The sequence below is a fragment of the Streptomyces sp. NPDC002004 genome (assembly GCF_053593975.1).
Genome location: NZ_JBSFDP010000036.1, coordinates 1 through 24,836, shown reverse-complemented (window position 1 = coordinate 24,836; position 24,836 = coordinate 1). Strand labels below are relative to the sequence as shown.

Here is a 24,836-nt window from a genome sequence, read left to right as displayed (position 1 = left end):
GCGCCGGAGCCGCCGGGAGTGACTGTCGGTGGCGGCCGATAAAGTCCCTGGCATGGCACGGATTGCGGTGATCGGCGCGGGCATGGGCGCCATGGCGGCCGCCGCCCGGCTCGCCGTGGCGGGCCACCGGGTGGTGGTGTACGAGCGCGGGGAGACCTACGGCGGCGCGGTGGGACGCTTCGAGCGCGACGGATTCGCGTTCGACACGGGACCCGGGCTGCTCCAGCTGCCCGCCGTGTACCGCGACCTCTTCGTCAAGACGGGCAAGGAGCCCCTGGAGCAGTGCGTCGAGCTCTCCCAGGTGGAGTCGGCATCGGCCCATGTCTTCGCGGACGGCACCCGTGTGGCGCTGCCGAACGCGTCCCGTGCGGGCGTCGGCGAGGCCCTGGACGCGGCGCTCGGCGCGGGCGCGGGGGCGCGCTGGGCGGCATTCATGAACCGCGCCCGGGAGGCCTGGGACCGCTCGCGGCGCCCGCTGCTCGAAGAGCCGCTGTGGCCCAACTGGCAGGTGCTGGCGGAGCGCGAGCCGTATCCCGCGGTGCCGCGCCGTCGGCTGCTGCGCAAGGACCGGGCGGCGAGCACGCTCACGGAGATCGCCGAACTGGAGCTGGGCGGCGACCCCGGACTGCGCGCCCTCCTCGAGCACTACGCCGTCGCGGCCGGTCTGGACCCGCGGACCGCACCGGCGAGCGCGGCGGCCCTGCCGTACATGGAGCAGACCTTCGGTGTGTGGGCCGTGGGCGGCGGGATGCGGGCGCTGGCGGGGGCGGTGTACGAGCGCTGCGTGGCCCGCAGGGTCGAGTTCCGTTTCGGCGCCGCGGTGACCGGGATCATCGAGAAGGACGGCCGGGCGGCGGGCGTCGAGCTGTCGGACGGCTCGACCGCGGAGGCCGAGTTCGTGGTGGCGGGCGTCGCGCCGGGAGTGCTCGACGCCATGCTGCCGGGCCGCGCGGTCCGGGAGCCCGGCGGTGTGCCGCCGCAGACGGGGCTGCCCAGTCGGCTCACCGTCCTGCTGGCGCTGCGCGGGGGCCGGCCCGAGGGCACGCCGCACCGCACGGTGGTGCATGCGCCGGACCGGGAGGCCTCATTGGCAGCCCTGTTCGGTGACCGCCCCGGCCTGCCCGCCGAGCCAACGGTCACGGTGCTGCGCCCCGACGACCCCTCTCTCGTGCCGGACACCGACCACGAGGCGGTCACTCTGACGGCCACGGTGCCCGCGCGGCAGCCGGGCGGGGACACCGACGCCGCGGGTCACGCGGAGCGGATGATCGCCGTCGCCGAGCGCGCGGTGCCAGGCCTGCGCGACCGGATCCTCTGGCGCGAGATCCGCACCCCTGCGGACGTCGAGGAGGCCACCGGCACGCCGGGGGGCTCGGTCCCGGCTCCGGCGCTCGCCGCGGCCGGCGGCCGGCATCTGCACCCGTCGAACAGCACCGCCCTGCCCGGCCTGTTGACGGTGGGGGGCTGGTCCCACCCCGGCGGCGGACTGCCCCATGCGGGCATGTCGGGTGCCCTGGTCGCGGGACTGGTCGTGGAGGGGCCGGACTTCAGGGGTTCGCAGTGAGGGGCCGAGGCCCTGCCGCCGCGGCGGTGGAAGGCGTCCGGGGCTCTCAGTACCGGTAGGGCTGCTGCTCGTACCCGCTGCCGTACTCGGAATGCCCCTGCGCCTGTCCCTGGTAGGGGTAGGACTGCTCGGGCGGCAGCTCCCCTCCGTACGTCGTCTGGTCGTCGCTGCGCTGCTGCGGTACCCAGACTCCGCCGGGCGGGGTCTCCGAGGCCGACGTCGGCGCGTAGGCGCCCGTGGCATAGGGGTCCTGCGCGAAACCGGCCTGCTCGTAGGGCTGCTGGCCGCCGTAGGTGTCGTAGGCCTGCTGGCCGCCGTAGCTCTGCGTGCCGATGTACGGGTCGGAGTATGCGGCGTACTGCTGCTGGCCGGCGTCGTAGCCGTACTGCTGCTGGTCGTACCCGGCGTAGGTGCCGTAGCCGTAGTCGGTCTGCTGGGCCGCGGCCGCAGCGGCGTAGGCGGCCTCGCCGTCGGAGCCGTACGGCGAGTCGCCGTAGACGCCGTACGTACCGGTGTCCTCGGGCAGCGGCTCGGGCTCGTAGACCTGGCCGGCGGACGGGGCGGCCTCCCACGACGCCTCGGACCCTTCGGGGCCGTCGTCGGCCCCGTCGTACTCGAGGCCGGAGACCTCCAGCGTGGGCTCCTGCCGGCCCGCGTCCCGGGACTCGCTCCTGCGGCGCTTGCTGGAGCCCGGCCTGCCGCCGACGGCCCAGCCGGTGGAGAAGCCACGGCGGAACGACAGCGTCACGTACGTCTGGCCGACGGCGAAGGCCGCGGCGCCGATACCGATGACGACGACCGAGGGCATCAGCACGCCGACGACGACCCCGAGGAAGCCGACGAACGCGAGCAGCCGCCAGCGCAGCCGTGCCTTGTACTGCAGCAGCACTTCGCCGAGCAGCCACAGCGCGACGAATCCGAACGCGATGTAGAGGACCGTCCAGCCCATGTACGCCCCTCTCGTCGGCCGCCGCCCCTCCGGATACGGCCGGTCTAGACCTGGGGTGGGTGCAGGCCCAGATTCTCGTAGATTTCCAGCGTCGCCGTCGAGTTGTTGAGTGTGATGAAGTGCAGCCCCGGCACGCCCTCGTCCAACAGGCGCGCGCAGAACTCCGTCGCGAACTCGATGCCAATGGAGCGTACAGCGGCCGGATCGTCCTTGACCGCGAGGATCCTCTCTTTCAGCGCCTCCGGGAACACGGCGGTGCTGAGCTGGGGCAGTCGCTCCAGGATCTTGACGCTGGTGACCGGCATGACCTCCGGGATGATCGGGGTCGCGCAGCCGGCCGCCTCGACGAGATCGCGCAGCCGCAGATACGACTCGGGGTGGAAGAACATCTGCGTGATCGCGTAGTCGGCGCCCGCACGGCACTTGTCGACGAAGTGCCGGACGTCCTCCTCCCACTCCGCGGAGCGGGGGTGCATCTCGGGGAAGGCGGCGACGCCCACGCAGAAGTCGCCGGACTCCTTGATCAGCCGGACCAGGTCGGCGGCGTAGGCGAGGCCCTCCGGGTGCGGCACCCACTCGGCCATCGGGTCGCCCGGCGGGTCGCCGCGGACCGCGAGCATGTTGCGGATCCCGGCGTCGGCGTACTGGCCGATGATGTTGCGCAGCTCGGCGACGGAGTGGTCGACCGCCGTGAGGTGCGCGACGGGCGTCAGGGTCGAGTCCTCGGCGATCTGCTCGGTCGCCTTCACCGTGCCCGCGCGGGTGGAGCCGCCGGCACCGTACGTAACCGAGACGAAGCTGGGCGCGACGGCCTCGACCCGGCGCAGCGCGTTCCACAGGTTCCGCTCGCCCTTCGCCGTCTTGGGCGCCCAGAATTCGAACGAATACGTGGTCTCGCCGGTCGCAAGCATGTCGCGCACCGTGCGGGCGTGGTCAGTCCTGGTGGACGCGGTACCTAGGGCCATATGGGCAGGTTAGCCAGGGCGGGACGGTCCCCCAACCAGAGCGAAGCTAAATGCCGGATTTGCCGGGCTCTTGTCCACGCCTCGGACGGCCCAACCCGTTTTGGGGCATCCTCGGGGGCGTTTCTGTCCACCAGGTGGACTCACACCGTCCGCAGGCGCTTGGCGAACTCGGCCGTCGCGGAGGCCGGGTCGTCCGCCTCCGTGATCGCCCGGACGACGACGACGCGGCGCGCGCCGGCGTCCAGCACCTCGTCCAGGTTCGCGAGGTCGATGCCTCCGATCGCGAACCACGGCCGGCCGGTGGCGAGACCGGCCGTGTACCGGACCAGGTCCAGGCCCGGGGCGTGGCGGCCCGGCTTGGTCGGGGTCGGCCAGCACGGCCCGGTGCAGAAGTAGTCGACGCCCTCCTGGGCCGCCGCGGCGGCGGCCTCGTCCTGCGCGTGCGTGGACCGGCCGACGAGGACGCGCTCGCCGAGGATCGCGCGGGCCGCGGGAACCGGCAGGTCGCCCTGACCGAGGTGCAGCACGTCCGAGCCGATGGCGTGGGCGACGTCCGCCCGGTCGTTCACGGCGAGGAGCTTGCCGTGGCGGCGGCAGGCGTCGGCGAGGACCTGGAGGTGCTCCAGCTCCTCGGCGGCCTCCATGCCCTTGTCGCGCAGCTGCACGATGTCGACGCCGCTCGCCAGGACCGCGTCCAGGAACTCCGGGAGGTCGCCCTGGCGCTTGCGGGCGTCCGTGCAGAGGTAGAGCCGGGCGTCGGCGAGCAGGTCGCGCGGCGTGGCGTAGGGGTCGCGTGGCGTCGGGCCGGGCATGACGATGTCCCCCGTGGGTGGAGTCGGTGGCGTACGGACCACGGGGCCCGCGGTCCGTACGCCGGGTTGTCGGATCAGACGGCGAGCGCCTGGGCGCGGCGCTTCACCTCCGTTCCGCGATTCTCGCTCAGCGCCTGCGCGGGGGTGCCCGGCAGGGTCGGGTCGGGGGTGAAGAGCCACTCCAGCATCTCTTCGTCGGTGAAGCCGTCGTCCCTCAGGAGCGTCAGGGTGCCGGTGAGGCCCTTGACGACCTTGTCGCCGTCGATGAAGGCGGCGGGCACGTGCAGCGCCCTGTTCTCACCGCGGCGCACCGCGATCAGCTGGCCCTCCTTGACCAGCTGCCGGACACGCGTCACCTCGACGCCGATCTGTTCGGCGATGTCGGGGAGGGTGAGCCAGGCGGGGACGAGAGCATCGATCTTTGCGTCAATCTCGGTCACGGCACAAGCGTGCCATCCCGGACCGACAGCCGGAAGCCGGGCCCGGGTCCGGGCGCCGGGCCGGGAGGCACCCGGAGTGCCCGTGGCCTTGGGAAAACCGGTTTGCGCGGGCGCCGCCCCGGGGCGGTCCGGCACGGCGGGACTCGGCCGTTGGGGTTCCCGTCACCGCCGTCCCCATCCGGCCGGGTTCCGGCTGTCGCGGTCCCAGTCGTCCCTGCCACACCCGGACTCCCGGCCGGCCGGACGGCGGCCGCCCGGAAGCCCGGCCGGCGCGCTACCGCACCGCCGCCTTCAGCGGCCGCGCCGGGTCGGTCAGGAGGTCCGGGTCCAGCGGGGTCGCCCTTTCGATCAGCTTGCGGCCCTGGGCCAGGTCGCGGGGACGGCCCACGGTGAGGACGGCGGTGAGGCGGGAGCCGCGGAGCCAGCAGGCCGACCAGGCGGGGCCCGTGGGGTCGCCGCGCCACAGCAGCGTGTCGGTGGGCGCGTGGTGACCCGCGTACTGGACGAACCGGCCGAACTGCTCGGACCAGAAGTAGGGCACGGGATCGTATGCGGCGTGCGCCTCGCCGACGATGCCGGCGGCGACGCTCCGGGGTCCCTGCAGGGCGTTGTCCCAGTGGTGGACGAGGAGCCGCTCGCCGTAGCGGGCGGACGGGAAGGACGCGCAGTCGCCGACCGCGTAGACGTCGGGCGCCGAGGTGCGCAGCCGGTCGTCGGCGACGATCTCGCCCTGGGCGCCGAGCGCGACCCCGGAGCCGGCGAGCCAGGCGGTCGCGGGCCGCGCACCGATGCCGACGACGACGGCCCCGGCCGGCACCCGCGTCCCGTCGTCCAGGACCACCGCCCCCGGCTCGATGCGCTCCACGCGCGCGCCGACCCGCAGCACGGCGCCCGCCTCGGCGTACCAGCCGGCCATCGGCGCCGCGACCTCGGCGGGCAGCGCCCCGGCGAGCGGGCGGTCCGCCGCCTCGACCACGGTGACGGCGCAGCCCGCCTCCCGTGCGGCCGTGGCGAACTCGGCACCGATCCAGCCCGCGCCGACGACCACGATGTCGTGCTGGGCCGCCAGGACCGGGCGCAGGCGTTCGGCGTCGTCCAGGGTGCGCAGCAGATGGACGCCCTGCACGCCCTCCGAGCCCGCGAGCCGGATCGGTTCCGCGCCGGTCGCGACGACGAGGACGTCGTACGGCACCGGACCCGCCTCGGTGTCGAGTTCGTGGTCGGCGGGGCGCAGTCCGGTGACCTCGACGCCGAGCCGCAGCTCGACGCCGAGCCCTTCGAAGTCGACGTCGAGGGCGGAGCCCTCGGCCTTGCCGAGCAGCACGGCCTTGGACAGCGGTGGCCTGTCGTACGGCTGGTGCGGCTCCGCGCCGATCAGCGTGACCGGCCCGGTGAACCCCTGCTCGCGCAGGGCCACCGCGGTCTGCACCCCCGCCATGCCCGCCCCGGCGACGACCACGCGTCGCTCCGCCCGTCGTCGCAGTTCGGCGCCGCCCTGCGCCAGGTTCTCGTCGCTCACCCGATCACCATAGACAACTGACGTTCAGTCAGTCAGGGGGGCTGCGGCCACCAGCTCCTCGACCACGCTCGTTCCGCTGCCCTCCCGGGACTCCCACTGCCAGGTCTCCTCCAGGCGCACCCGCCCGTCCGGCAGCTCGACGACGGTCGAGACGCAGTGCCCGGAGGAGGTCCCGCCGTCCACCGTGAGCTGGACGTAGCGGAAGTCGATCCGGTCGCCCGCACGGGTGCCCACGAGGTGCCCGCGCACGACGTCGCCGCCCGCGTAGTCGGCCCAGATCACGCCGTCCTGCTCGCGGTACTCGAAGCGGGTCCTGGTGCCCACCTGCCCCGGGGACTGGTCGACGACGGGGGCGAGGACGCGGCCGTCCAGCGAACGGACCATGGCGGGCGGCTCCCTTACTGCGGTGCGGGGCGAAGAGCTAGGGTGACCAACGATAAGCACTCGCGGGAGCCCGGTCGCAGCGGGCTGAGAGGGAGGCTGGAGCGGCCTCCGACCGTACGAACCTGATCCGGGTCATGCCGGCGAAGGGAGGGGCTGGACGCCCATGTCGTGTACATCAGACGTCCCCGTCTCGGGGGCGGACGTCCTCGTCGTGGGGGGCGGCATCATCGGACTGGTCACGGCCTGGCGGGCGGCGCAGCGCGGGCTCGCCACCGCGGTCGTGGACCCCGGACCGGGCGGCGGAGCCGCCCAGGTGGCGGCGGGCATGCTGGCGGCCGTCACGGAACTGCACTACGGCGAGCAGACCCTGCTGGGGCTGAACCTGGCGTCCGCGCGCCGCTACCCCGATTTCGCGGCGGAGCTGACCGAGGCCACCGGGCTCGACCTCGGCTACCGGCAGTGCGGCACGCTCGCCGTCGCCCTGGACGCGGACGACCGGGCCCATCTGCGGGAACTGCACGCCCTGCAACACCGGTCGGGGCTCGAGTCCGAGTGGCTGAGCGGCCGCGACTGCCGTCGGCTCGAACCGCTGCTCGCGCCCGGCGTACGCGGCGGGCTGCGCGTCGACGGCGACCACCAGGTCGATCCGCGGCGTCTCGCCGGTGCCCTGGTGACCGCGTGCGAGCGCGCGGGAGTGGTCTTCCACCGGCAGTGGGCGGACCGCTTGCAGGTCGTGGGCGACCGCGCCCGCGGTGTCGTCCTCGCGGACGGCACCGGGCTGGCCGCCGAGCAGGTGGTGCTCGCCGCGGGCAGCCTCAGCGGCAGGCTCACCGGCGTCCCCGACGATGTGCTGCCGCCGGTGCGGCCCGTGAAGGGACAGGTGCTGCGGCTGCGGGTGCCCGAGCGGTACGCGCCGTTCCTCAGCCGCACCGTGCGCGCCGTCGTCCGCGGCAGTCACGTCTACCTGGTGCCGCGTGCCGACGGCGAGCTGGTCGTCGGCGCCACCAGCGAGGAGCTGGGCTGGGACACGACGGTGACCGCGGGCGGCGTCTACGAGCTGCTGCGCGACGCGCACGAACTGGTGCCCGGCATCACCGAGCTGCCGCTCATCGAGACCCGTGCCGGACTGCGCCCCGGCTCCCCGGACAACGCGCCCCTGCTCGGCCCGACCGCGCTGCCGGGTCTGCTGCTGGCCACCGGCCACTACCGCAACGGCGTGCTGCTCACACCGGTCACCGGCGACGTCATGGCGCACGTCCTGACCACCGGGGAGCTGCCGGACGAGGCACGCCCCTTCAGCCCCGGGCGCTTCGGCGCCCGGCCCCTCCTCGTGGAGCAGCCCGCATGAGCGCACCGGCATCCGTCTCGGTCTCCGTCAACGGTGCCGTGCGCGCCGTCGCGCCCGGCACCACCCTCGACACCGTCGTCTCGACTCTGACCGCGGCCCCGTCCGGCGTGGCCGCGGCCCTCAACGAAACCGTCGTCCCGCGCACGCAGTGGCCGACGACCACGCTGCGCGAGGGGGACCGCGTCGAGGTCCTCACCGCCGTCCAAGGAGGCTGACACCATGGCCGACGACGCCTTCCTCATCGGCGGTACGTCCCTGTCGTCCCGGCTGATCATGGGGACGGGCGGAGCGCCCAGCCTCGACGTCCTGGAGCGGTCCCTGGTCGCCTCCGGCACCGAGCTGACCACGGTCGCGATGCGCCGTATCGACCCGGGTACGCAGGGCTCGGTGCTGTCCGTGCTCGACCGGCTCGGCATCCGGGTGCTGCCGAACACCGCCGGCTGCTACACGGCAGGTGAGGCCGTCCTCACGGCCCGTCTCGCGCGTGAGGCGCTCGGCACCGACCTGATCAAGCTGGAGGTCATCGCCGACGAGCGGACCCTGCTGCCCGATCCGGTCGAGCTGCTCGACGCCGCGGAGACGCTGGTCGACGACGGCTTCACGGTCCTTCCGTACACCAACGACGACCCGGTCCTCGCGCGGAAGCTGGAGGACGTCGGCTGCGCCGCGGTCATGCCGCTCGGCTCCCCGATCGGCTCCGGGCTCGGCATCCGCAATCCGCACAACTTCCAGCTGATCGTGGAGCAGGCGCGCGTGCCGGTCATTCTGGACGCGGGCGCCGGGACCGCGTCGGACGCCGCCCTCGCCATGGAGCTGGGGTGCGCCGGTGTGATGCTCGCCTCCGCGGTGACCCGTGCGCAGGAGCCGGTCCTCATGGCCGAGGCCATGCGGCACGCCGTGGAGGCGGGGCGCCTCGCGCACCGGGCGGGCCGGATTCCGCGCCGGCACTTCGCGGAGGCGTCCTCGCCCGTGGCGGGCCTGGCCCGGCTGGACCCGGAGCGGCCCGCGTTCTAGGGGGTGCGCCCGGTGCCGGGCACGCCCGTCGCCGCCCCGGGTGTGCCCGTTCCCGGCGGTGTGATGGTGACCTGTCACAGCTCGGCTGCAGTACGGACCCGGAGGCCGCCGGGCTGCACGGGCTGTCCATGGCGGCTCGTAGACTCGTCGCGTGGATACGACCCTTAAGGACCCGCTCGTCGGGCAGGTGCTCGACGGCCGCTACCGCATCGACGCGCGGATCGCGGCCGGCGGGATGGCCACGGTCTACCGGGCCGTGGACACCCGCCTCGACCGTGTGCTCGCGCTGAAGGTGATGCACCCGACGCTGGCGGCCGACGCGTCGTTCGTGGACCGGTTCATCCGCGAGGCCAAGTCCGTCGCGCGGCTGTCCCATCCGAATGTGGTCGGGGTCTACGACCAGGGCACGGACGGGGCGTACGTGTATCTGGCGATGGAGTACGTCGCCGGCTGCACCCTGCGGGACGTCCTGCGGGAGCGCGGCGCACTGCGCCCGCGGGCCGCGCTGGACATTCTGGAGCCGGTCCTCGCCGCGCTGGGCGCCGCCCACCGCGCCGGGTTCGTGCACCGCGACATGAAGCCCGAGAACGTCCTGATAGGGGACGACGGCCGGGTGAAGGTGGCGGACTTCGGTCTCGTACGGGCCGTGGACACGGTGACGAACACCACCGGTGCCGTCCTCGGCACCGTGTCGTATCTCGCCCCGGAGCAGATCGAGCACGGCACCGCGGACCCGCGCGTCGACGTGTACGCGTGCGGCGTGGTCCTCTACGAGATGCTGACGGGCGGCCGCCCGCACTCCGGGGACTCCCCTGCCCAGGTGCTCTACCAGCACCTGCACGCGGACGTGCCGCCTCCGTCGGCCCTGGTTCCGGGGCTCCCCGTGGAGCTGGACGAGCTGGTGGCGTCCGCCACCGCGCGTACGCCGGAGATGCGGCCGCACGACGCCGTGGCGCTGCTCGCACGGGTCCGGGAGGCACGCGCCGCCCTCACCGAGGAGCAGCTGGACGCGGTGCCGCCGGGGGCCCGTGAGGGCGAGCACGACAACGCGGACGACCGCACCAGCGTCATCCCGCGCGCGGTGATGACCATGCCGCGCCCGCTGCCGGTGAACGAGGACGAGTCCGGGGTGCTCCGGACGAGCAGGCTGGAGACCCCGCCCCCCGCCCCGCCCCGCCGTCGCGGGCCCCGGCGCGGTGTGCTCGCGAGCGTCGTGGCCGTGCTGCTGGTGCTCGGCCTCGGCGCGGGCGTCTGGTACATCAACGCCGGGCAGTTCACCAAGGTCCCGCCGCTGCTGACGAAGACCGAGGCGGAGGCGAAGAAGCAGCTCACCGCCGCCGGCCTCGAGGTCGGCTCGGTCGTGCAGAAGTACAGCGACACCGACCCGCGCGGCACCGTCATCGCCAGCGACCCCGCCGCGGGGGCGCGGATCCGCGACAACGACAAGGTCGGGCTGACGATCTCGAAGGGCCCGGAGACCGTGCGGGTGCCCAAGGTCGAGGGTGTGCCGCTGGCCAGGGCGAAGGCCCAGCTGAAGAGCGCGGGCCTCGCGCCCGGCATGGTCACCCAGGAGTTCAGCGACGAGGTCGACCGGGGCAAGGTGATCGGCACCAACCCCGACGCCGGCACCAAGCGCCATGCGGGCTCGGCCGTCGCGCTCACGGTCAGCAAGGGCAGCCGGGTCGACGTCCCGGACGTCTCGGGCGAGTCCGTCGACGACGCCACCTCGGACCTGGTGGACAAGGGCCTCAAGGTGAGGATCGCCCAGCAGAGGGTGAACTCGGAGTTCGACGCGGGCATGGTGGCCCAGCAGTCGCCGGACGCCGGCCGCCAGGCGGCCGAGGGCGACACGGTCACACTCACGCTCTCCAAGGGCCCGGAGATGATCAAGGTGCCGGACGTCGTCGGGGACAGCGTCGACGATGCGACGAAGACCCTGGAGGACGCCGGATTCAAGGTCGACCTGGACCGGGGGCTCCTCGGGCTCTTCGGGGACACGGTCACCGAGCAGTCCGTGCACGGCGGCGACAAGGCGCCCAAGGGCGACACCATCACCATCAAGATCAGGTAGCCCGGAGCGAGCGCGGGCCCCGGGAGCCACGGACCGCCGGGCTCCCGGGGAGTTCGCACACGGGGCCCTGCACACCGACCGGGCTCCCCTCGCACACCGGCGCTCCCTGGGGAGCTCCCACTCCGGCGCTCCCGGGCCTCCGGGCCACGGCCCGGGGTCCGCGATGCGGCCCGCGGTTCGGCCGGCGTCGCCACCGTGCCACCCTGGAGCGCGTGACCAGCAGCATCCTTTCCCGCAACCCGGTCGGCGGCCATGTCCCCGTGTCCGGCGGCCTCGCCTCCGTCGGGCTGTCGTACGCACGCGACATGGGCGCGGAGGCCGTTCAGGTCTTCGTGGCCAATCCGCGCGGCTGGGCGACGCCCGACGGCAACCCGGCGCAGGACGAGGCGTTCCGCGCCGCCTGCGCCACCGAGGGCATACCCGCGTACGTCCATGCGCCGTATCTGATCAACTTCGGCTCGCACACGGAGGCGACCGTCGACCGGTCCGTGGCGTCGCTGCGCCACTCGCTGCGCCGGGCCCGCCGGATCGGCGCGCTCGGCGTCGTCGTGCACACCGGCTCGGCGACCGGCGGCCGCGAGCGTGCCGTCGCGCTGGCCCAGGTGCGGGAGCGGATGCTGCCCCTGCTGGACGAGCTGACCCACGACGACGACCCGTTCCTGCTGCTGGAGTCGACGGCGGGACAGGGCGCCTCGCTCTGCTCGCGCACCTGGGACTTCGCTCCGTACTTCGAGGCGCTGGACGCCCATCCGAAGCTCGGCGTCTGCCTGGACACCTGCCATGTGTTCGCCGCGGGCCACGACCTGACCGGCCCCGACGGCATGCACCGGACCCTCGACCTGCTGGTCGACACGGTCGGCGAGGGACGGCTGAAGCTGATCCACGCCAATGACTCCAAGGACGTCGTCGGGGCGCACAAGGACCGGCACGCGAACATCGGCGCCGGGCACATCGGCGAGGAGCCGTTCCGGGCCCTGATGACCCACCCGGCCACCGCGGGCGTACCGCTGATCATCGAGACGCCGGGCGGCAAGGACGGGCACACGGCGGACGTGGAGCGGCTGAAGAAGCTCAGGGAGGGCTGAGCCGGCTTGTAACCGCTCCCGGACCTGCTCGGCGCACGCCACGAATCCTCGATGGAATACCCCCTGGGGGTATTGCGTTCCTGCTTGACGACAGGAGCACCGGACCGCTTTGGGGGGACGCCATGCAGCACGAGGCACACGCAGGACGCGGGACACACGCCGGATACGGAGCGCATGCCGGCGACGGCGGAGCACTCTCGGGGCACGCAGGGCACGCAGGGCACGAGACGCATCAGGACGGCCGGCGCACGGACCACGAGGGTCACGCGCACGGGACCGCCGGGGTCGGCTGGGCCACGGCGGCCCGGGCGACGCTGCACTGCCTCACCGGATGCGCGATCGGCGAGGTGCTCGGCATGGTGGCAGGCACCGCGTTCGGGTGGGGCAATGTCCCGACGATGGTCCTCGCGATCGCCCTGGCCTTCGTGTTCGGCTACTCGCTCACGCTGCGCGGCGTCCTGCGGGCCGGTGTGGACTTCCGGACGGCCTTCCGGGTCGCCCTGGCCGCCGACACCCTGTCCATCGCCGTGATGGAGCTGATCGACAACGGTGTGATCGCACTCTGGCCGAGCGCCATGGACGCCGCCCTCACGGACGCGCTGTTCTGGGGCTCGCTCGCCGTGTCACTCGCCCTCGCGTTCGTGGTCACCACGCCGGTCAACAGGTGGATGATCGGCCGCGGAAAGGGCCACGCGGTGGCACACGGCCACCACCACTGACAACAGCCACCGCGGCGACGGCCCCGACGACCCGTCCCTCAGAACTCGGGGCCGTCGCCGAGTTCTTCCTGGTACGAGTAGCGCTGCTCCCGCCACGGGTCGCCTATGTTGTGGTAGCCGCGCTCCTCCCAGAAGCCACGGCGGTCGGCGGTCATGTACTCGACACCGCGGACCCACTTCGGGCCCTTCCAGGCGTACAGATGCGGGACGATCAGCCGGAGCGGGAAGCCGTGCTCGGCGGTGAGCAGCTCACCGTCCTTGTGGGTGGCGAAGATCGTGCGCTCGGACATGAAGTCGGAGAGCCGCAGATTGGCGCTGAAGCCGTACTCGGCCCAGACCATGACATGGGTGACGGTGGGCGCGGGCGGCGCGAGCTCCAGCACGGTACGGGCCGGGACGCCGCCCCATTCGGCCCCGAGCATGCTGAATTTCGTGACGCAGTGCAGATCGGCCACGACGGTGGCGTACGGAAGGGCCGTGAACTCGTCGTGCGTCCAGCAGTGCTTCTCGCCGTCGGTGGTCGCGCCGAAGACCCTGAACTCCCACCGCTCGGGCCGGAACTTCGGCACCGGACCGTAGTGGGTGACCGGCCATCCCCGCTGCAGACGCTGTCCCGGCGGAAGCTCCGACTCTGCTGCCTGTCGAGACGTGCGACCCACCGGATGACCCATGCCTCCATCCTGACAGACCGCGACCGGTGCCGATGACCAGCCAAGAGACCATTGGGGCAACTCGTACTAAGCGTGCACTTACTGGACTGGTCAGAGTGCCGGTGCGAGGATGCGCGCACCTGCCCAGTCACCCGCTTGGAAGGAGCCTCTGCGATGCAGGGCGACCCCGAGGTCATCGAATTCCTCAATGAGCAGCTGACCGCCGAGCTGACCGCGATCAACCAGTACTTCCTGCACGCGAAGATGCAGGAGAACTTCGGCTGGACGAAGCTCGCCACGTACACCCGGGCGGAATCGTTCGACGAGATGAAGCACGCCGAGGTGCTGACCGACCGGATCCTGTTCCTCGACGGCCTGCCGAACTACCAGCGGCTCTTCCATGTGCGCGTGGGGCAGACGGTCACCGAGATGTTCCAGGCGGACCGGCAGATCGAGGTCGAGGCGATCGACCGTCTGCGGCGCGGCATCGAGGTGATGCGGGCGAAGGGCGACATCACGTCGGCGAACATCTTCGAGTCGATCCTCGCCGACGAGGAGCACCACATCGACTATCTGGACACCCAGCTGGAGCTGGTGGAGAAGTTGGGTGAGCCGCTGTACATCGCACAGCTGATCGAGCAGCCGGAGAGTTAGGGGAAACGTCCCGGCGCGGGCCCCGGCCCCGCGCGGCTACGCCGCTTCGTCCAGGACCTGGGGCGCTTCGTCCAGCACCGTGACCGGCGAGGGCTCGCCCCGGTCCGCCCGGGGAAGCAGGGATTCGCCCTGGCCCACCCGGGAGAGTGCGGGCTTGCCCTGCTCGACGAGCTCACGCCGGGGGCAGGCACCGCGGCCCAGGAGCGACTGGATGCGGCGTACGCAGGAACCGCAGTCCGTGCCGGCCTTGCAGGCCGAGGCGATCTGGCGGGGGGTGCAGGCACCGGCCTCCGCGTGCTTCTTCACCTGGTCCTCGGTCACACCGAAGCAACTGCAGATGTACACGCGGTTCACCTCCCCGGCCCTGGACGGGATCGATTCGTTTGCGCCGTCCCGATTGATCGGTGAGGCAAACCTAACCTTACCCGGAGCCCCGGTGGCGCAAAAGTCCCGGAGACGGCGATGGGGCGCGGATCACATGGATCCACGCCCCGTACGGCCATGCCGGCCCACCGGACCTACCGGCTCACTGGTCGCGGTACATCTCGGCGACCAGGAAGGCCAGGTCGAGCGACTGGCTGCGGTTGAGCCGCGGGTCGCACGCCGTCTCGTAGCGCTGGTGGAGGTCGTCGACGAAGATCTCGTCGCCGCCGCCCACGCACTCCGTGACATCGTCGCCGGTCAGCTCCACATGGATGCCGCCCGGGTGCGTACCCAGGCCCTTGTGGACCTCGAAGAAGCCCTTGACCTCGTCGAGCACGTCGTCGAAGCGACGGGTCTTGTGGCCGGACGCCGCCTCGAAGGTGTTGCCGTGCATCGGGTCGGTCACCCAGGCCACCGCCGCGCCGGATGCCGTGACCTTCTCGACCAGCTCGGGAAGCTTGTCGCGGATCTTGTCGGCGCCCATGCGGACGATGAAGGTCAGCCGGCCCGGCTCACGGTCCGGGTCCAGGCGCTCGATGTACTGGAGCGCCTCCTCGGCCGTCGTGGTCGGGCCGAGCTTGATCCCGATCGGGTTGCGGATCTTCGACGCGAACTCGATGTGCGCGCCGTCGAGCTGCCGGGTGCGCTCGCCGATCCAGACCATGTGGCCCGAGACGTCGTACAGATCGCCCGTCCGCGAGTCGACGCGGGTGAGCGCGGACTCGTAGTCGAGCAGCAGCGCCTCGTGCGAGGCGAAGAACTCGACCGTCTGGAACTCGGCCGGGTCGGTGCCGCAGGCCCGCATGAAGTTCAGCGCGTTGTCGATCTCCCGCGCCAGCTGCTCGTAGCGCTGGCCGGACGGCGACGACTTCACGAAGTCCTGGTTCCAGGCGTGCACCTGGCGCAGGTCGGCGTAACCGCCGGTGGTGAAGGCGCGCACCAGGTTCAGCGTGGAGGCGGACGCGTGGTACATCCGCTTCAGGCGCTCGGGGTCCGGGATGCGGGCCGCCTCGCTGAACTCGAAGCCGTTGACGGAGTCGCCGCGGTAGGTCGGCAGCGTCACCCCGTCACGGGTCTCGGTGGGCTTGGAGCGCGGCTTGGAGTACTGCCCCGCGATCCGGCCCACCTTCACGACGGGCACGGACGCGGCGTACGTCAGCACGGCGCCCATCTGGAGCAGGGTCTTGAGCTTGTTGCGGATGTGGTCGGCGGACACGGCGTCGAAGGCCTCGGCGCAGTCGCCGCCCTGGAGCAGGAACGCCTCGCCCTTGGCGACGGCTCCCATCCGGGCACGCAGCTGATCGCACTCGCCCGCGAAGACGAGCGGCGGATACGACTCGAGGTCCGCGATCACATCGCGCAGAGCCTCGGCATCGGGGTACTCGGGCTGCTGCGCCGCGGGAAGGTCTCGCCAGGTGTTGCCACCGATTGCGGTGGGCTTAGCGTTCACGGTCACCTCGACAACATTACGGGGTCGGGTCCGGCGTCCATTCCCCCGCTCACCAGATGAGACAAACGTACCGCTCCACGGCGTTCGGAACGTACCGCTCCACGGCGCCCGGCACGACGGGACGCGGCCCTCGGTGTCCGCAGGGCGACGGCCGTGCCCGGACGGTCGGGTAGGGTGCCCCGTATGTTCGCGCAGACGCACCAGTCCTGGTGGTGGACCGCTCATCCGGCGGCCCGCTGACTGCGCGTACCCAGACTCGCGAAGGCCGCCCGAGGGGCGGCCTTCGGTCTTTTCCGAGAACTTCCGGCCGTTCCTCTCCCACGACCCCCTCGTACGGAAGGAACACCGATGGACCTGCGCACTCTCCTGTCCCCCGAAGGCCCGCCCTTCGCCCTGCTCCGGCGCCGCACCCCGGGCCGCGACCACGACACCGTCGAGGTGCTGACCGGCCCGGTGCACGAGGTGGCCCGGCTGGCGGACATCCCGGTCGGCGAGCTGCCCTCGCTGGCACTGGTGCCGTTCCGGCAGATCCGCGAGCGCGGCTTCGACGTACGCGACGACGGCACACCGCTCTCCGTGCTGACCGCCGAGGAGATCCACGAGCTGCCGCTCGCCGAGGCCCTGGAGCAGCTGCCCGCCCATGACGTGCAGGTGACGGACGGCGGCTTCGACGTGGCCGACGAGGAGTACGCGCGGATCGTGGGCCGCGTGCTGCGCGACGAGATCGGCAGCGGCGAGGGGGCCAACTTCGTGATCCGGCGTACGTACACCGGCGAGATCCCCGGGTTCGGGCGGGCCGACGCGCTGGCGCTGTTCCGGCGGCTGCTGGTGGGCGAGCGAGGGGCGTACTGGACCTTCGTGGTGCACACCGGGGAGCGCACCCTGGTCGGCGCGAGTCCCGAGGCGCACGTCCGGATGGCGGGCGGGACCGTGGTCATGAACCCCATCAGCGGGACCTACCGGTATCCCGCCGGAGGGCCGACCCCCGAGGACCTGCTGGACTTCCTCGCCGACGGCAAGGAGATCGAGGAGCTCTCCATGGTCGTCGACGAGGAGCTGAAGATGATGTGCACCGTCGGCGACATGGGCGGGGTCGTCGTCGGGCCGCGGCTGAAGGAGATGGCGCACCTCGCGCACACCGAGTACGAGCTGCGCGGGCGCTCCTCGCTCGACGTGCGGGAGGTGCTGCGCGAGACAATGTTCGCGGCGACCGTCACCGGCTCCCCCGTGCAGAACGCCTGCCGTGTGATCGAGCGGTACGAGCCCCTCGGGCCGGACGGGGTCGGGCGCGGCTACTACGCGGGGGCGCTCGCGCTGGTCGGCCGCGATGCGAACGGCACCCAGTCGCTCGACTCCCCCATCCTCATCCGCACCGCCGACATCGACGCGTCCGGGCGGCTGCGGGTGCCGGTCGGCGCGACGCTCGTACGCGGTTCCGACCCGCTCGGCGAGGTCGCCGAGACCCATGCGAAGGCCGCGGGGGTGCTGACCGCGCTGGGGGTGCGCCCCGGGCGGCTCCGCGCCGGCTCGGCCGGGGTACGGCTCGCGGACGACCCGCGGGTGCGGGCCGCGCTGGACGCCCGGCGGGCTGGGCTGGCGCCGTTCTGGCTGCGGATGCAGGAGCGCCCGTCCGAGCTGACCGGGCACGCGCTCGTCGTCGACGGCGAGGACACGTTCACGGCGATGCTCGCCCATCTGCTCCGCTCGTCGGGTCTCGAGGCGACGGTGCGGCGGTACGACGAGCCGGGGCTGCGGGAGGCGGTGCTGGCGCACGAGGGGCCGCTCGTGCTGGGGCCCGGGCCGGGGGACCCGTCCGACACGGCCGATCCCAAGATGCGGTTCCTGCGGGGGCTGACCGCCGATGTGCTGAGCACCCACCGGCACGGTGTGCTCGGTGTGTGCCTCGGTCATGAGCTGATCGCGGCCGAGGTGGGACTGGACATCGTGCGGAAGGACGTGCCGTACCAGGGGGCACAGACCGAGGTCGACCTGTTCGGGCAGGTCGAGACCGTCGGCTTCTACAACAGCTTCGTCGCGCGGTGCGACGACGCGGCGGAGGCGGAGCTGGCGGTCCACGGGATCGAGGTGAGCCGGGCCGTCGGCAGCGGGGAGGTGCATGCGCTGCGGGGGGCCGGTTTCGTGAGCCTGCAGTTTCATCCGGAGTCCGTGCTGACACTGCGCGGGGCGGATCTTGTGCGGGAGCTGGTGGGACGGACCACCGCCCCCAGGCTGCCCGGCTGAGCGTGCCCGTGCCGCGGCCGCCCGGAACCGGGGGCCGAGCCGCCTCCCCCGGAGTCTTCCCTGCGGCACCGGGAGCACAGCGGCCGGTGGCCCGGCCCCGGGTGCCGTGGGGCTCTCAGCCGAAGAAGACGCCGACCTCCGCGTAGAGCGCCGGGTCGACCGTCTTCAGTCTGGCGGTCGCCTCGGCGATCGGGACGCGGACGATGTCCGTGGCGCGGAGGGCGACCATCTTGCCGAAGTCGCGGTCGTGGACGGCGTCGACGGCGTGGAGGCCGAAGCGGGTGGCGAGCCAGCGGTCGAAGGCGCTGGGGGTGCCGCCGCGCTGGACATGGCCGAGGACCGTGGTCCTGGCCTCCTTGCCCGTGCGCTTCTCGATCTCCTTGGCCAGCCACTCACCGACGCCGGAGAGACGGACATGGCCGAACGAGTCGGTCGTGCCGTCCTTCAGGACCATGTCGCCGTCCTTGGGCATCGCGCCCTCGGCCACGACCACGATCGGCGCGTACGAGGCCTTGAACCGGGAGGTCACCCAGGCGCACACCTGGTCGAGGTCGAAGCGCTGCTCGGGGATGAGGATGACGTTGGCCCCGCCCGCGAGGCCGGAGTGCAGGGCGATCCAGCCGGCGTGGCGGCCCATCACCTCGACGACGAGGACGCGCATGTGCGACTCGGCGGTGGTGTGCAGGCGGTCGATGGCCTCGGTCGCGATGCCGACCGCGGTGTCGAAACCGAAGGTGTAGTCGGTGGCCGACAGGTCGTTGTCGATGGTCTTCGGCACACCCACGACCGGGACGCCGTACTCGTCGGTGAGCCGCGCGGCCACGCCGAGCGTGTCCTCGCCGCCGATCGCGATCAGGGCGTCCACCTCGTACTTGGCGAGATTGTCCTTGATACGGCGGATGCCGTTCTCGACCTTGAGGGGGTTGGTGCGCGAGGAGCCGAGGATCGTGCCGCCGCGCGGCAGGATGCCGCGCACCGCAGGGATGTCCAGACGGCAGGTGGCGCCCTCGAGGGGCCCCCGCCAGCCGTCCCGGAAGCCGACGAAGTCGTAGCCGTACTCCTGCACGCCCTTGCGGACGACGCCGCGGATGACGGCGTTGAGGCCGGGGCAGTCGCCGCCCCCGGTCAGTACTCCGACCCGCATGGAAAGGTCCCTTCGCTCCGAGTGAGGTGACGCGGGTCACACTAACGGCGACCCAGGTCCTCCCGGGATGGGGCGAAGAGTCAATTCCGGTGAAACAGCGGCGAGTTGATCAACGAATTTCACTCGAAGGTGGGGCGCACCCCGACCACGTGTTCACTCCTCGTCGAGGCCGCGCTCGATCGCGTACCGCACGAGCTCCACACGGTTGTGCAGCTGGAGCTTGCCGAGCGTGTTCTGCACGTGGTTCTGGACGGTGCGGTGCGAGATGACGAGGCGCTCGGCGATCTGCTTGTAGCTCAGGCCCTTGGCGACGAGCCGGAGCACCTCGGTCTCACGGTCGGTGAGGCGGGGCGCCTTGGGCTCGTCCGGCTCCGACGGCACCGGCTCCGACGCCAGCCTGCGGTACTCGCCGAGGACCAGGCCGGCGAGACCGGGGGTGAACACCGGGTCGCCGACGGCCGTGCGGCCCACCGCGTCGACCAGCTCCTCCGTGGACGCCGACTTGAGCAGATAGCCGGTGGCGCCGGACTTCACCGCTTCGAGGACGTCGGCGTGCTCACCGCTCGCGGACAGCACGAGCACGCGCAGCGCGGGGTTGCCCCCGACGAGTTCCTTGCAGACCTGGACACCGGGCTTGAGCGGGAGGTTGAGGTCCAGGACGAGGACGTCGGGCGACGCGGCCCGGGCACGCCGCACCGCCTGCTCCCCGTCGCCCGCCGTGGCGACCACGTCGAAACCGGACGCGGCCAGGTCGCGTGCGACGGCGTCCCGCCACATGGGGTGGTCGTCGACCACCATGACCTTGATCGGGCCCTGCTGCTCACTCATCGGTGCTCCGCCTTCCCCCGTGAAACCTTCGGTACCTTCAGCTCGACCTCCGTGCCCTGGCCCGGCACCGAGATCAGCTCGGCCGTTCCGCCGATGTCCCGCAGCCGCCCCCGGATGGAGAGGGCGACTCCGAGCCGGCCCTCCCCCTCGGCCTGGACGAGCCTGCCCTCGGGAATGCCCGGGCCGTCGTCGCGCACGGTGACGACGACGTCGTCCGGCTCGTCCTCGACGAGGATCCAGGCGCGGGCGCCCTCTCCGGCATGCCTGCGGACATTGTCCAGGGCGGCGCCGACGGCGGCCGCGAGCTCCCGGGCCGCGGTGGGCGCGAGCAGGACCGGGGCACCGGGTTCGGAGAGGGTGACCCGGCCCGACGCGTGCGGGGCCAGGAGCGAGCGGACGTCGCACGGCTCGTCGTCGTCCGGTTCCTCCACGAGCCGTACGACCGCGCCCTGCGCCACGTCCTCGGAGGCGCGGGAGGCGGGGACCAGTCCGCCGGCGACGAGGGTGCGCAGCGCCACCTCCTGCTCGCCGGCCATACGGCCCAGCTCCGCGGCCTCGCCGCCGAGGGCGGTGCCGCGGCGCTGGACCATCGCCAGTACCTGCAGCACCCCGTCGTGGATGTCCCGGGCGAGCCGCTCGCGCTCCCGGGTGGCGGCCTCGATCTCCAGGGCGCGGGCGAGGGTGCGCTCGGAGGCCCGGGCGACCTCGACGACGTAGCCGATGGCGATGGAGGCGATCCAGACCAGCAGCACGGCGTGCACGGTGTCCCGGCTCGGCGCGCCCCGCTGGACGATGTTGGCGACGGCGACCGGCGTCGACGCGACGGCCGCCCAGCGCCAGCCGCCCTTGAGCGCGAACGCGAGGACCGCGCCGGCCGTCCAGATCGACGGCAGCGTCGGGCCGCCCTCGACGATCCTTTGGTGGGAGTCCGCGACCGGGGTGAGCAGAATGCCGGTGAGGGCGATCACCAGGTCGGCGACGAGGAACCGCTTGGTGCAGCTCGCGGCCCCCGCGACCTTCGGCAGCGTGGCCACGGTCCAGACGAAGAGGACCGAGAAGTAGCCGACGGCGACCCAGGGCCGGACGAAGGTGTTGTACGCGGCGACGAACAGGCCGACCGCGTACACCATGGTCAGGACGCGGTACACGGTGAGCGCACGCCAGAGCGGCTGCTCGACCGACATCCTGATGACTCTCTCGCGCTTGGCCATGCCCCCCCACCCCTCGCAACCGACGCGCCGCGCTACGAGTCGGACTCCCCCTGCCCCTGCTTCTCCGACGCCTTCTGCGCCGCGTCCGCCGCCTTGTCCGCCTGCTTCTGCGCCTTGGCGGCCTCCGCGATCTGCCGCTTGGCGGCGGTCGCGTAGATGTCGACGTACTCCTGGCCGGACAGCTTCATGATCTCGTACATGACCTCGTCGGTCACCGCGCGCAGCACGAAGCGGTCGTGCTCCATGCCCTGGTAGCGGCGGAAGTCGAGGGGCTTGCCGATCCGGATGCCGGGGCGCATCAGCTTGGGGAGGACCTTCCCCGGGGGCTGGATCTTCTCGGTGTCGATCATCGCGACGGGGATGACGGGCGCACCCGTCGCGAGCGCCACGCGCGCGAGGCCGCCCGGCTTGCCCCGGTAGAGACGGCCGTCCGGGGAACGGGTGCCCTCCGGGTAGATGCCGAACAGCTCGCCGCGCTCGAGCACCTCTATACCGCTCTTGATGGCGGCCTCGCCCGCCCCCCGGGCCCCGGACCTGTCGACCGGGAGCTGTCCGACGCCCTTGAAGAAGGCGGCCGTCAGTCGTCCCTTGACACCGGGCGTGGTGAAGTACTCCGCCTTGGCGATGAAGGTGACCTTGCGGTCGAGCATCGCGGGCAGGAAGAACGAGTCCGAGAACGACAGGTGGTTGCTCGCCAGGATGGCGGGACCCTCGGCGGGAATGTTCTCGATGCCTTCCACCCACGGCCGGAAGGCGAGCTTCAGCGGCCCCCCGATGGAAAACTTCATTGCGCCGTAGATCAACCCACTGCCTTCCTGTGTCTGTGGGTCAGACCTTAACCCGGACCTCGTTCGAGGTGACCGACGACCCTGGTCGGTGTCAGCGCGGTCGCGTACGGTGAAGTACGCCCGACACCTCTGCGCGTTCCGCTGCCCGTACCTCCGCACGACGTGCACGATGTCGGCGTCCATTCCTGCCTGACCTCACACGAACAGGAGACCGAAGGTGCCGGTCCTTCCTGGAGCCGAGCCGTACGCCCACGAGGGCGGAGAGATCGGCGTCCTCCTCTGTCACGGTTTCACCGGTTCCCCGCAGTCGCTGCGCCCCTGGGCGGAGTATCTCGCCGAACGCGGCCTGACGGTGTCGCTGCCGCTGCTGCCGGGCCACGGCACCCGGTGGGAGGACATGCAGCTCACCGGCTGGCAGGACTGGTACGCGGAGGTGGACCGCGAACTGCGCGCCCTGCGGGACCGGTGCAGGACCGTCTTCGTGTGCGGGCTCTCCCTGGGCGGCGCGCTCGCCCTGCGGCTCGCCGCGAAGCACGGGGACGACATCGCGGGCGTGGTCGTCGTCAACCCGGGCAACAAGGTGCACGGCCTCGCCGCGTACGCCCTTCCGGTGGCCCGGCACCTCGTCCGGACGACGAAGGGGATCGCCAGCGACATCGCCAAGGAGGGCTCCGAGGAGATCGGGTACGACCGGGTGCCGCTGCACGCCGCGCACTCGCTGCGCCAGTTCTTCAAGCTCGTCGACGGCGAGCTGCCGCAGGTCACCCAGCCGATGCTGCTGCTGCACAGCCCGCAGGACCATGTGGTGCCGCCCGCGGACTCGGCCCGTGTGCTCAGCCGTGTCTCCTCCACGGACGTCACGGAGATCCTGCTGGAACAGAGCTACCACGTGGCGACGTTGGACCATGATGCGGACCGGATCTTCGAGGAGAGCCTCGCGTTCATCGACCGGCTCGCCCCAGGGAACAGGGACCCCCAAGCGAGTCGGCAGGAAGGGACGGCCACCGGTGGCTGAGCACGACGCGGACCGCGACGAGAGTCGCGAGCCGGACGACGGGAGCGCGGCGCCCCCGGAGAAGTCGCCGCGTCCTGCGGAGAGAACGCCCGGCGAGGAGACTCCGCTGGACGAGGAGGCCGCGTGGGCGGCCATCGTCGCCGGGTACGGCGACGAGCCGCCGGACCCGCCGGGCGCCCGGCCCTTCCGTTCCGTCGAGGACCTGGCCCTGCCGCCCTTCGGTCCGGGGGAGGCCACCGGGGACGACGAGGACGGCGGTGACAGCGGAAAGCGTCCCGCGCAGCGCCTGGGCGGATCGGTGTCCTTCGCCCCCGGCGTGGGCGGCGGCCCGCGCGACTACACGCCGCCCGAGCCGTCCGACGACGACTTCGGCCCCGACGACGAGGGCCACTTCGTGCCGCCCGAGCCGCCACCGCTGCCCGCCGCCGACACGACCGCCAAGTTCGCCTGGCTGGCTGTCATCGGCGGCCCCGTCCTGCTGCTGGTCGCCGTCGTCCTCGGCTGGGATATGACCTGGTGGCTGACCACCCTCGGGATCGGCGGCTTCCTCGGCGGCTTCGCCACGCTGGTCGTCCGGATGAAGGAGGACGACGACGGGGACGACGATCCGGGGCGCGGGGCGGTGGTCTGAGGCGCCGGAGGCGAGGGCGCCCCGCGGCTCGGACCGCCCGGATCCCTGCGTGACCCGTGGATCGGAGCACCCCGGGAGCCCCGCGCGATCCCCTGATCAGAGCACCCCGGGACCCCTGCGTGACCCGGGGGACTCGTTCTCGGCCGCCGGTACGCGGAGGGCGGCCAGGACCGGCAGATGGTCCGTGGCCGCTTCCAGGTCCCTGCGCGTCACACCGGGGTGCTCCGTGGGCACGCCACAGCCCAGCACCTCGATCCCGGGGGTCGCGAAGACCGCGTCGATGCGCCGGTGCGGATCGTCCTGGATCCAGGTGTACTCGTCGCCCCACGGCTTGACGGCCCAGCAGTCCTGGAGGTCCGAGGCGAGCCGGCGGAAGGTGCGGCCGTCGGGGCGGTCGTTCAGGTCGCCGCCGGCGACGGCGTGCCGGACGCCCAGACCGGCCAGCCGGTCCAGCAGCATGCCGCCCTGTTCGTAGCGCTCGTCCGGCTCCAGGGAGAGATGGCAGCTCAGGACACCGACGCGGGCGCCGCCGAAGCGGACCACGGCGGTCGCGAAGCCGCGCCGGTGCTCACCTGGGGTGAGGGGCAGCAGGACGTCCTCGGTCCGTTCGACGGTGGCGCGCAGGGAGCACAGAAGTGCAGGTCCCGCGGCGGTCGCGCCGCCGGAGAGGACCACCAGGTCGGACGCGGCGGCCAGCCGGGCGAGTTTCTTCCGCCATCGGAAGAAGCGGGGGGCCTCCTGGATCAGCACCAGGTCGGGTGCGCAGGCGCGGATCACCCGGGCGAGGGCCCGTTCGTCGTCGCGCATCGAACGGATGTTGTAGCCGAGGACCCGGATGACGGCCGAACCGTCCGGCTCGGTGCGGGAGTTGGGCAGCAGCATGCCGACAAACTACGCCGAGCGGCCGCCGCGCCCCCTCGGGACGCGGCGG

Annotated in this window: 26 protein-coding genes and 1 riboswitch; of the genes, 12 read left to right on the top strand and 14 right to left on the bottom strand. The window is 72.4% G+C overall.

Translation table 11 applies throughout. The features are described from left to right. Window positions 1–52: 52 nt before the first annotated feature. Window positions 53–1,564 (top strand): phytoene desaturase family protein, encoded by a 1,512-nt coding sequence (locus tag ACWCP6_RS31840; RefSeq protein WP_450936072.1) that lies wholly within the window; start codon window positions 53–55, stop codon window positions 1,562–1,564. Between the two features lie 46 nt (window positions 1,565–1,610). On the opposite strand, the gene ACWCP6_RS31835 is transcribed toward ACWCP6_RS31840, so the two are convergent. From ACWCP6_RS31835 to ACWCP6_RS31810, 6 genes are all read right to left on the bottom strand, one after another. Further along, entirely contained in the window at window positions 1,611–2,513 is a 903-nt protein-coding gene (locus tag ACWCP6_RS31835; protein WP_450936071.1) for a hypothetical protein, read from the bottom strand. Between the two features lie 44 nt (window positions 2,514–2,557). Further along, complete coding sequence (metF, locus tag ACWCP6_RS31830; protein ID WP_450936070.1) at window positions 2,558–3,478, bottom strand: methylenetetrahydrofolate reductase [NAD(P)H]; 921 nt, start codon at window positions 3,476–3,478, stop codon at window positions 2,558–2,560. Window positions 3,479–3,618: 140 nt separating this feature from the next. Further along, a complete protein-coding gene (gene thiE, locus ACWCP6_RS31825; protein ID WP_450936069.1) occupies window positions 3,619–4,290 on the bottom strand; it encodes a thiamine phosphate synthase in 672 nt (223 codons plus the stop codon). 74 nt (window positions 4,291–4,364) lie between these two features. Next, a complete protein-coding gene (locus ACWCP6_RS31820; protein ID WP_450936068.1) occupies window positions 4,365–4,730 on the bottom strand; it encodes an Rv2175c family DNA-binding protein in 366 nt (121 codons plus the stop codon). Between the two features lie 274 nt (window positions 4,731–5,004). Beyond that, entirely contained in the window at window positions 5,005–6,168 is a 1,164-nt protein-coding gene (locus ACWCP6_RS31815; protein ID WP_450936111.1) for an NAD(P)/FAD-dependent oxidoreductase, read from the bottom strand. A gap of 105 nt (window positions 6,169–6,273) precedes the next feature. Further along, window positions 6,274–6,633: a hypothetical protein gene (locus ACWCP6_RS31810; protein ID WP_450936067.1), complete on the bottom strand. Its 360-nt coding sequence runs from the start codon at window positions 6,631–6,633 to the stop codon at window positions 6,274–6,276. A gap of 52 nt (window positions 6,634–6,685) precedes the next feature. Then, window positions 6,686–6,799, top strand: a riboswitch (TPP riboswitch). On the opposite strand from ACWCP6_RS31810, the gene thiO reads away from it, so the two are divergent. From thiO to ACWCP6_RS31780, 6 genes are all read left to right on the top strand, one after another. Further along, complete coding sequence (gene thiO / locus ACWCP6_RS31805) at window positions 6,797–7,981, top strand: glycine oxidase ThiO (protein WP_450936066.1); 1,185 nt, start codon at window positions 6,797–6,799, stop codon at window positions 7,979–7,981. It overlaps the preceding riboswitch by 3 nt. Next, window positions 7,978–8,196 carry a sulfur carrier protein ThiS gene (thiS, locus tag ACWCP6_RS31800; RefSeq protein ID WP_450936065.1) on the top strand — a complete coding sequence of 73 codons (219 nt, stop codon included), beginning with the start codon at window positions 7,978–7,980 and terminating at the stop codon, window positions 8,194–8,196. Before thiO ends, thiS begins: the two co-directional genes overlap by 4 nt. A gap of 4 nt (window positions 8,197–8,200) precedes the next feature. Then, window positions 8,201–8,995: a thiazole synthase gene (locus ACWCP6_RS31795; RefSeq protein WP_450936064.1), complete on the top strand. Its 795-nt coding sequence runs from the start codon at window positions 8,201–8,203 to the stop codon at window positions 8,993–8,995. 151 nt (window positions 8,996–9,146) lie between these two features. Further along, the gene (gene pknB, locus ACWCP6_RS31790) at window positions 9,147–11,066 is read left to right on the top strand and encodes a Stk1 family PASTA domain-containing Ser/Thr kinase (protein WP_450936063.1); all 1,920 of its coding nucleotides are present in this window, start codon (window positions 9,147–9,149) and stop codon (window positions 11,064–11,066) included. A 212-nt stretch (window positions 11,067–11,278) separates the two neighbouring features. Then, complete coding sequence (locus ACWCP6_RS31785; RefSeq protein WP_450936062.1) at window positions 11,279–12,151, top strand: deoxyribonuclease IV; 873 nt, start codon at window positions 11,279–11,281, stop codon at window positions 12,149–12,151. Between the two features lie 122 nt (window positions 12,152–12,273). After that, entirely contained in the window at window positions 12,274–12,870 is a 597-nt protein-coding gene (locus tag ACWCP6_RS31780; RefSeq protein ID WP_450936061.1) for a DUF4396 domain-containing protein, read from the top strand. A gap of 38 nt (window positions 12,871–12,908) precedes the next feature. Here ACWCP6_RS31780 and ACWCP6_RS31775 read toward each other — a convergent pair whose 3' ends face one another. After that, entirely contained in the window at window positions 12,909–13,541 is a 633-nt protein-coding gene (locus ACWCP6_RS31775; RefSeq protein ID WP_450936060.1) for a sulfite oxidase-like oxidoreductase, read from the bottom strand. Between the two features lie 153 nt (window positions 13,542–13,694). On the opposite strand from ACWCP6_RS31775, the gene bfr reads away from it, so the two are divergent. Further along, window positions 13,695–14,174 carry a bacterioferritin gene (bfr, locus tag ACWCP6_RS31770; RefSeq protein ID WP_450936059.1) on the top strand — a complete coding sequence of 160 codons (480 nt, stop codon included), beginning with the start codon at window positions 13,695–13,697 and terminating at the stop codon, window positions 14,172–14,174. Window positions 14,175–14,210: 36 nt separating this feature from the next. On the opposite strand, the gene ACWCP6_RS31765 is transcribed toward bfr, so the two are convergent. Beyond that, complete coding sequence (locus tag ACWCP6_RS31765; protein WP_450936058.1) at window positions 14,211–14,528, bottom strand: (2Fe-2S)-binding protein; 318 nt, start codon at window positions 14,526–14,528, stop codon at window positions 14,211–14,213. A gap of 172 nt (window positions 14,529–14,700) precedes the next feature. Then, window positions 14,701–16,053 carry a class II 3-deoxy-7-phosphoheptulonate synthase gene (locus ACWCP6_RS31760; RefSeq protein WP_450936057.1) on the bottom strand — a complete coding sequence of 451 codons (1,353 nt, stop codon included), beginning with the start codon at window positions 16,051–16,053 and terminating at the stop codon, window positions 14,701–14,703. 177 nt (window positions 16,054–16,230) lie between these two features. Here ACWCP6_RS31760 and ACWCP6_RS31755 point away from each other — a divergent pair, with 177 nt between their 5' ends. Beyond that, a complete protein-coding gene (locus tag ACWCP6_RS31755; RefSeq protein ID WP_450936110.1) occupies window positions 16,231–16,287 on the top strand; it encodes a trp operon leader peptide in 57 nt (18 codons plus the stop codon). Between the two features lie 108 nt (window positions 16,288–16,395). Further along, entirely contained in the window at window positions 16,396–18,288 is a 1,893-nt protein-coding gene (locus tag ACWCP6_RS31750; protein WP_450936056.1) for an anthranilate synthase family protein, read from the top strand. 115 nt (window positions 18,289–18,403) lie between these two features. On the opposite strand, the gene ACWCP6_RS31745 is transcribed toward ACWCP6_RS31750, so the two are convergent. The 4 genes from ACWCP6_RS31745 to ACWCP6_RS31730 all read right to left on the bottom strand — a co-directional run bounded on the left by ACWCP6_RS31745 (window position 18,404) and on the right by ACWCP6_RS31730 (window position 22,271). After that, window positions 18,404–19,432, bottom strand: coding sequence for a 6-phosphofructokinase (locus ACWCP6_RS31745; protein ID WP_450936055.1), 1,029 nt, complete (start codon window positions 19,430–19,432; stop codon window positions 18,404–18,406). A 153-nt stretch (window positions 19,433–19,585) separates the two neighbouring features. Next, complete coding sequence (locus ACWCP6_RS31740; RefSeq protein ID WP_450936054.1) at window positions 19,586–20,260, bottom strand: response regulator; 675 nt, start codon at window positions 20,258–20,260, stop codon at window positions 19,586–19,588. Beyond that, a complete protein-coding gene (macS, locus tag ACWCP6_RS31735) occupies window positions 20,257–21,471 on the bottom strand; it encodes a MacS family sensor histidine kinase (RefSeq protein ID WP_450936053.1) in 1,215 nt (404 codons plus the stop codon). Before macS ends, ACWCP6_RS31740 begins: the two co-directional genes overlap by 4 nt. 32 nt (window positions 21,472–21,503) lie before the next feature. Next, window positions 21,504–22,271 carry a lysophospholipid acyltransferase family protein gene (locus ACWCP6_RS31730; RefSeq protein WP_450936109.1) on the bottom strand — a complete coding sequence of 256 codons (768 nt, stop codon included), beginning with the start codon at window positions 22,269–22,271 and terminating at the stop codon, window positions 21,504–21,506. 205 nt (window positions 22,272–22,476) lie between these two features. Here ACWCP6_RS31730 and ACWCP6_RS31725 point away from each other — a divergent pair, with 205 nt between their 5' ends. After that, window positions 22,477–23,274 carry an alpha/beta hydrolase gene (locus ACWCP6_RS31725; RefSeq protein ID WP_450936052.1) on the top strand — a complete coding sequence of 266 codons (798 nt, stop codon included), beginning with the start codon at window positions 22,477–22,479 and terminating at the stop codon, window positions 23,272–23,274. Beyond that, on the top strand, window positions 23,267–23,905 hold the full coding sequence (locus ACWCP6_RS31720) for a hypothetical protein (RefSeq protein WP_450936051.1): 639 nt from the start codon (window positions 23,267–23,269) through the stop codon (window positions 23,903–23,905). The genes ACWCP6_RS31725 and ACWCP6_RS31720 overlap by 8 nt, the downstream gene beginning before the upstream one ends. 96 nt (window positions 23,906–24,001) lie before the next feature. On the opposite strand, the gene ACWCP6_RS31715 is transcribed toward ACWCP6_RS31720, so the two are convergent. Next, complete coding sequence (locus ACWCP6_RS31715) at window positions 24,002–24,787, bottom strand: endonuclease/exonuclease/phosphatase family protein (RefSeq protein WP_450936050.1); 786 nt, start codon at window positions 24,785–24,787, stop codon at window positions 24,002–24,004. Between the last annotated feature and the right edge of the window lie 49 nt (window positions 24,788–24,836).

Bases quoted from the DNA above. Each gene is read 5' to 3' on its own strand.
- bfr (WP_450936059.1), top strand. From the start codon at position 13,695: ATGCAGGGCGACCCCGAGGTCATCGAATTCCTCAATGAGCAGCTGACC.
- ACWCP6_RS31740 (WP_450936054.1), bottom strand. From the start codon at position 20,260: ATGAGTGAGCAGCAGGGCCCGATCAAGGTCATGGTGGTCGACGACCAC.
- metF (WP_450936070.1), bottom strand. From the start codon at position 3,478: ATGGCCCTAGGTACCGCGTCCACCAGGACTGACCACGCCCGCACGGTG.
- ACWCP6_RS31815 (WP_450936111.1), bottom strand. From the start codon at position 6,168: ATGGCGGGGGTGCAGACCGCGGTGGCCCTGCGCGAGCAGGGGTTCACC.
- ACWCP6_RS31750 (WP_450936056.1), top strand. From the start codon at position 16,396: ATGGACCTGCGCACTCTCCTGTCCCCCGAAGGCCCGCCCTTCGCCCTG.
- ACWCP6_RS31715 (WP_450936050.1), bottom strand. From the start codon at position 24,787: ATGCTGCTGCCCAACTCCCGCACCGAGCCGGACGGTTCGGCCGTCATC.
- thiS (WP_450936065.1), top strand. From the start codon at position 7,978: ATGAGCGCACCGGCATCCGTCTCGGTCTCCGTCAACGGTGCCGTGCGC.
- macS (WP_450936053.1), bottom strand. From the start codon at position 21,471: ATGGCCAAGCGCGAGAGAGTCATCAGGATGTCGGTCGAGCAGCCGCTC.
- ACWCP6_RS31840 (WP_450936072.1), top strand. From the start codon at position 53: ATGGCACGGATTGCGGTGATCGGCGCGGGCATGGGCGCCATGGCGGCC.
- ACWCP6_RS31745 (WP_450936055.1), bottom strand. From the start codon at position 19,432: ATGCGGGTCGGAGTACTGACCGGGGGCGGCGACTGCCCCGGCCTCAAC.
- thiE (WP_450936069.1), bottom strand. From the start codon at position 4,290: ATGCCCGGCCCGACGCCACGCGACCCCTACGCCACGCCGCGCGACCTG.
- thiO (WP_450936066.1), top strand. From the start codon at position 6,797: ATGTCGTGTACATCAGACGTCCCCGTCTCGGGGGCGGACGTCCTCGTC.
- ACWCP6_RS31835 (WP_450936071.1), bottom strand. From the start codon at position 2,513: ATGGGCTGGACGGTCCTCTACATCGCGTTCGGATTCGTCGCGCTGTGG.
- ACWCP6_RS31780 (WP_450936061.1), top strand. From the start codon at position 12,274: ATGCAGCACGAGGCACACGCAGGACGCGGGACACACGCCGGATACGGA.
- ACWCP6_RS31810 (WP_450936067.1), bottom strand. From the start codon at position 6,633: ATGGTCCGTTCGCTGGACGGCCGCGTCCTCGCCCCCGTCGTCGACCAG.
- ACWCP6_RS31775 (WP_450936060.1), bottom strand. From the start codon at position 13,541: ATGGGTCATCCGGTGGGTCGCACGTCTCGACAGGCAGCAGAGTCGGAG.
- ACWCP6_RS31795 (WP_450936064.1), top strand. From the start codon at position 8,201: ATGGCCGACGACGCCTTCCTCATCGGCGGTACGTCCCTGTCGTCCCGG.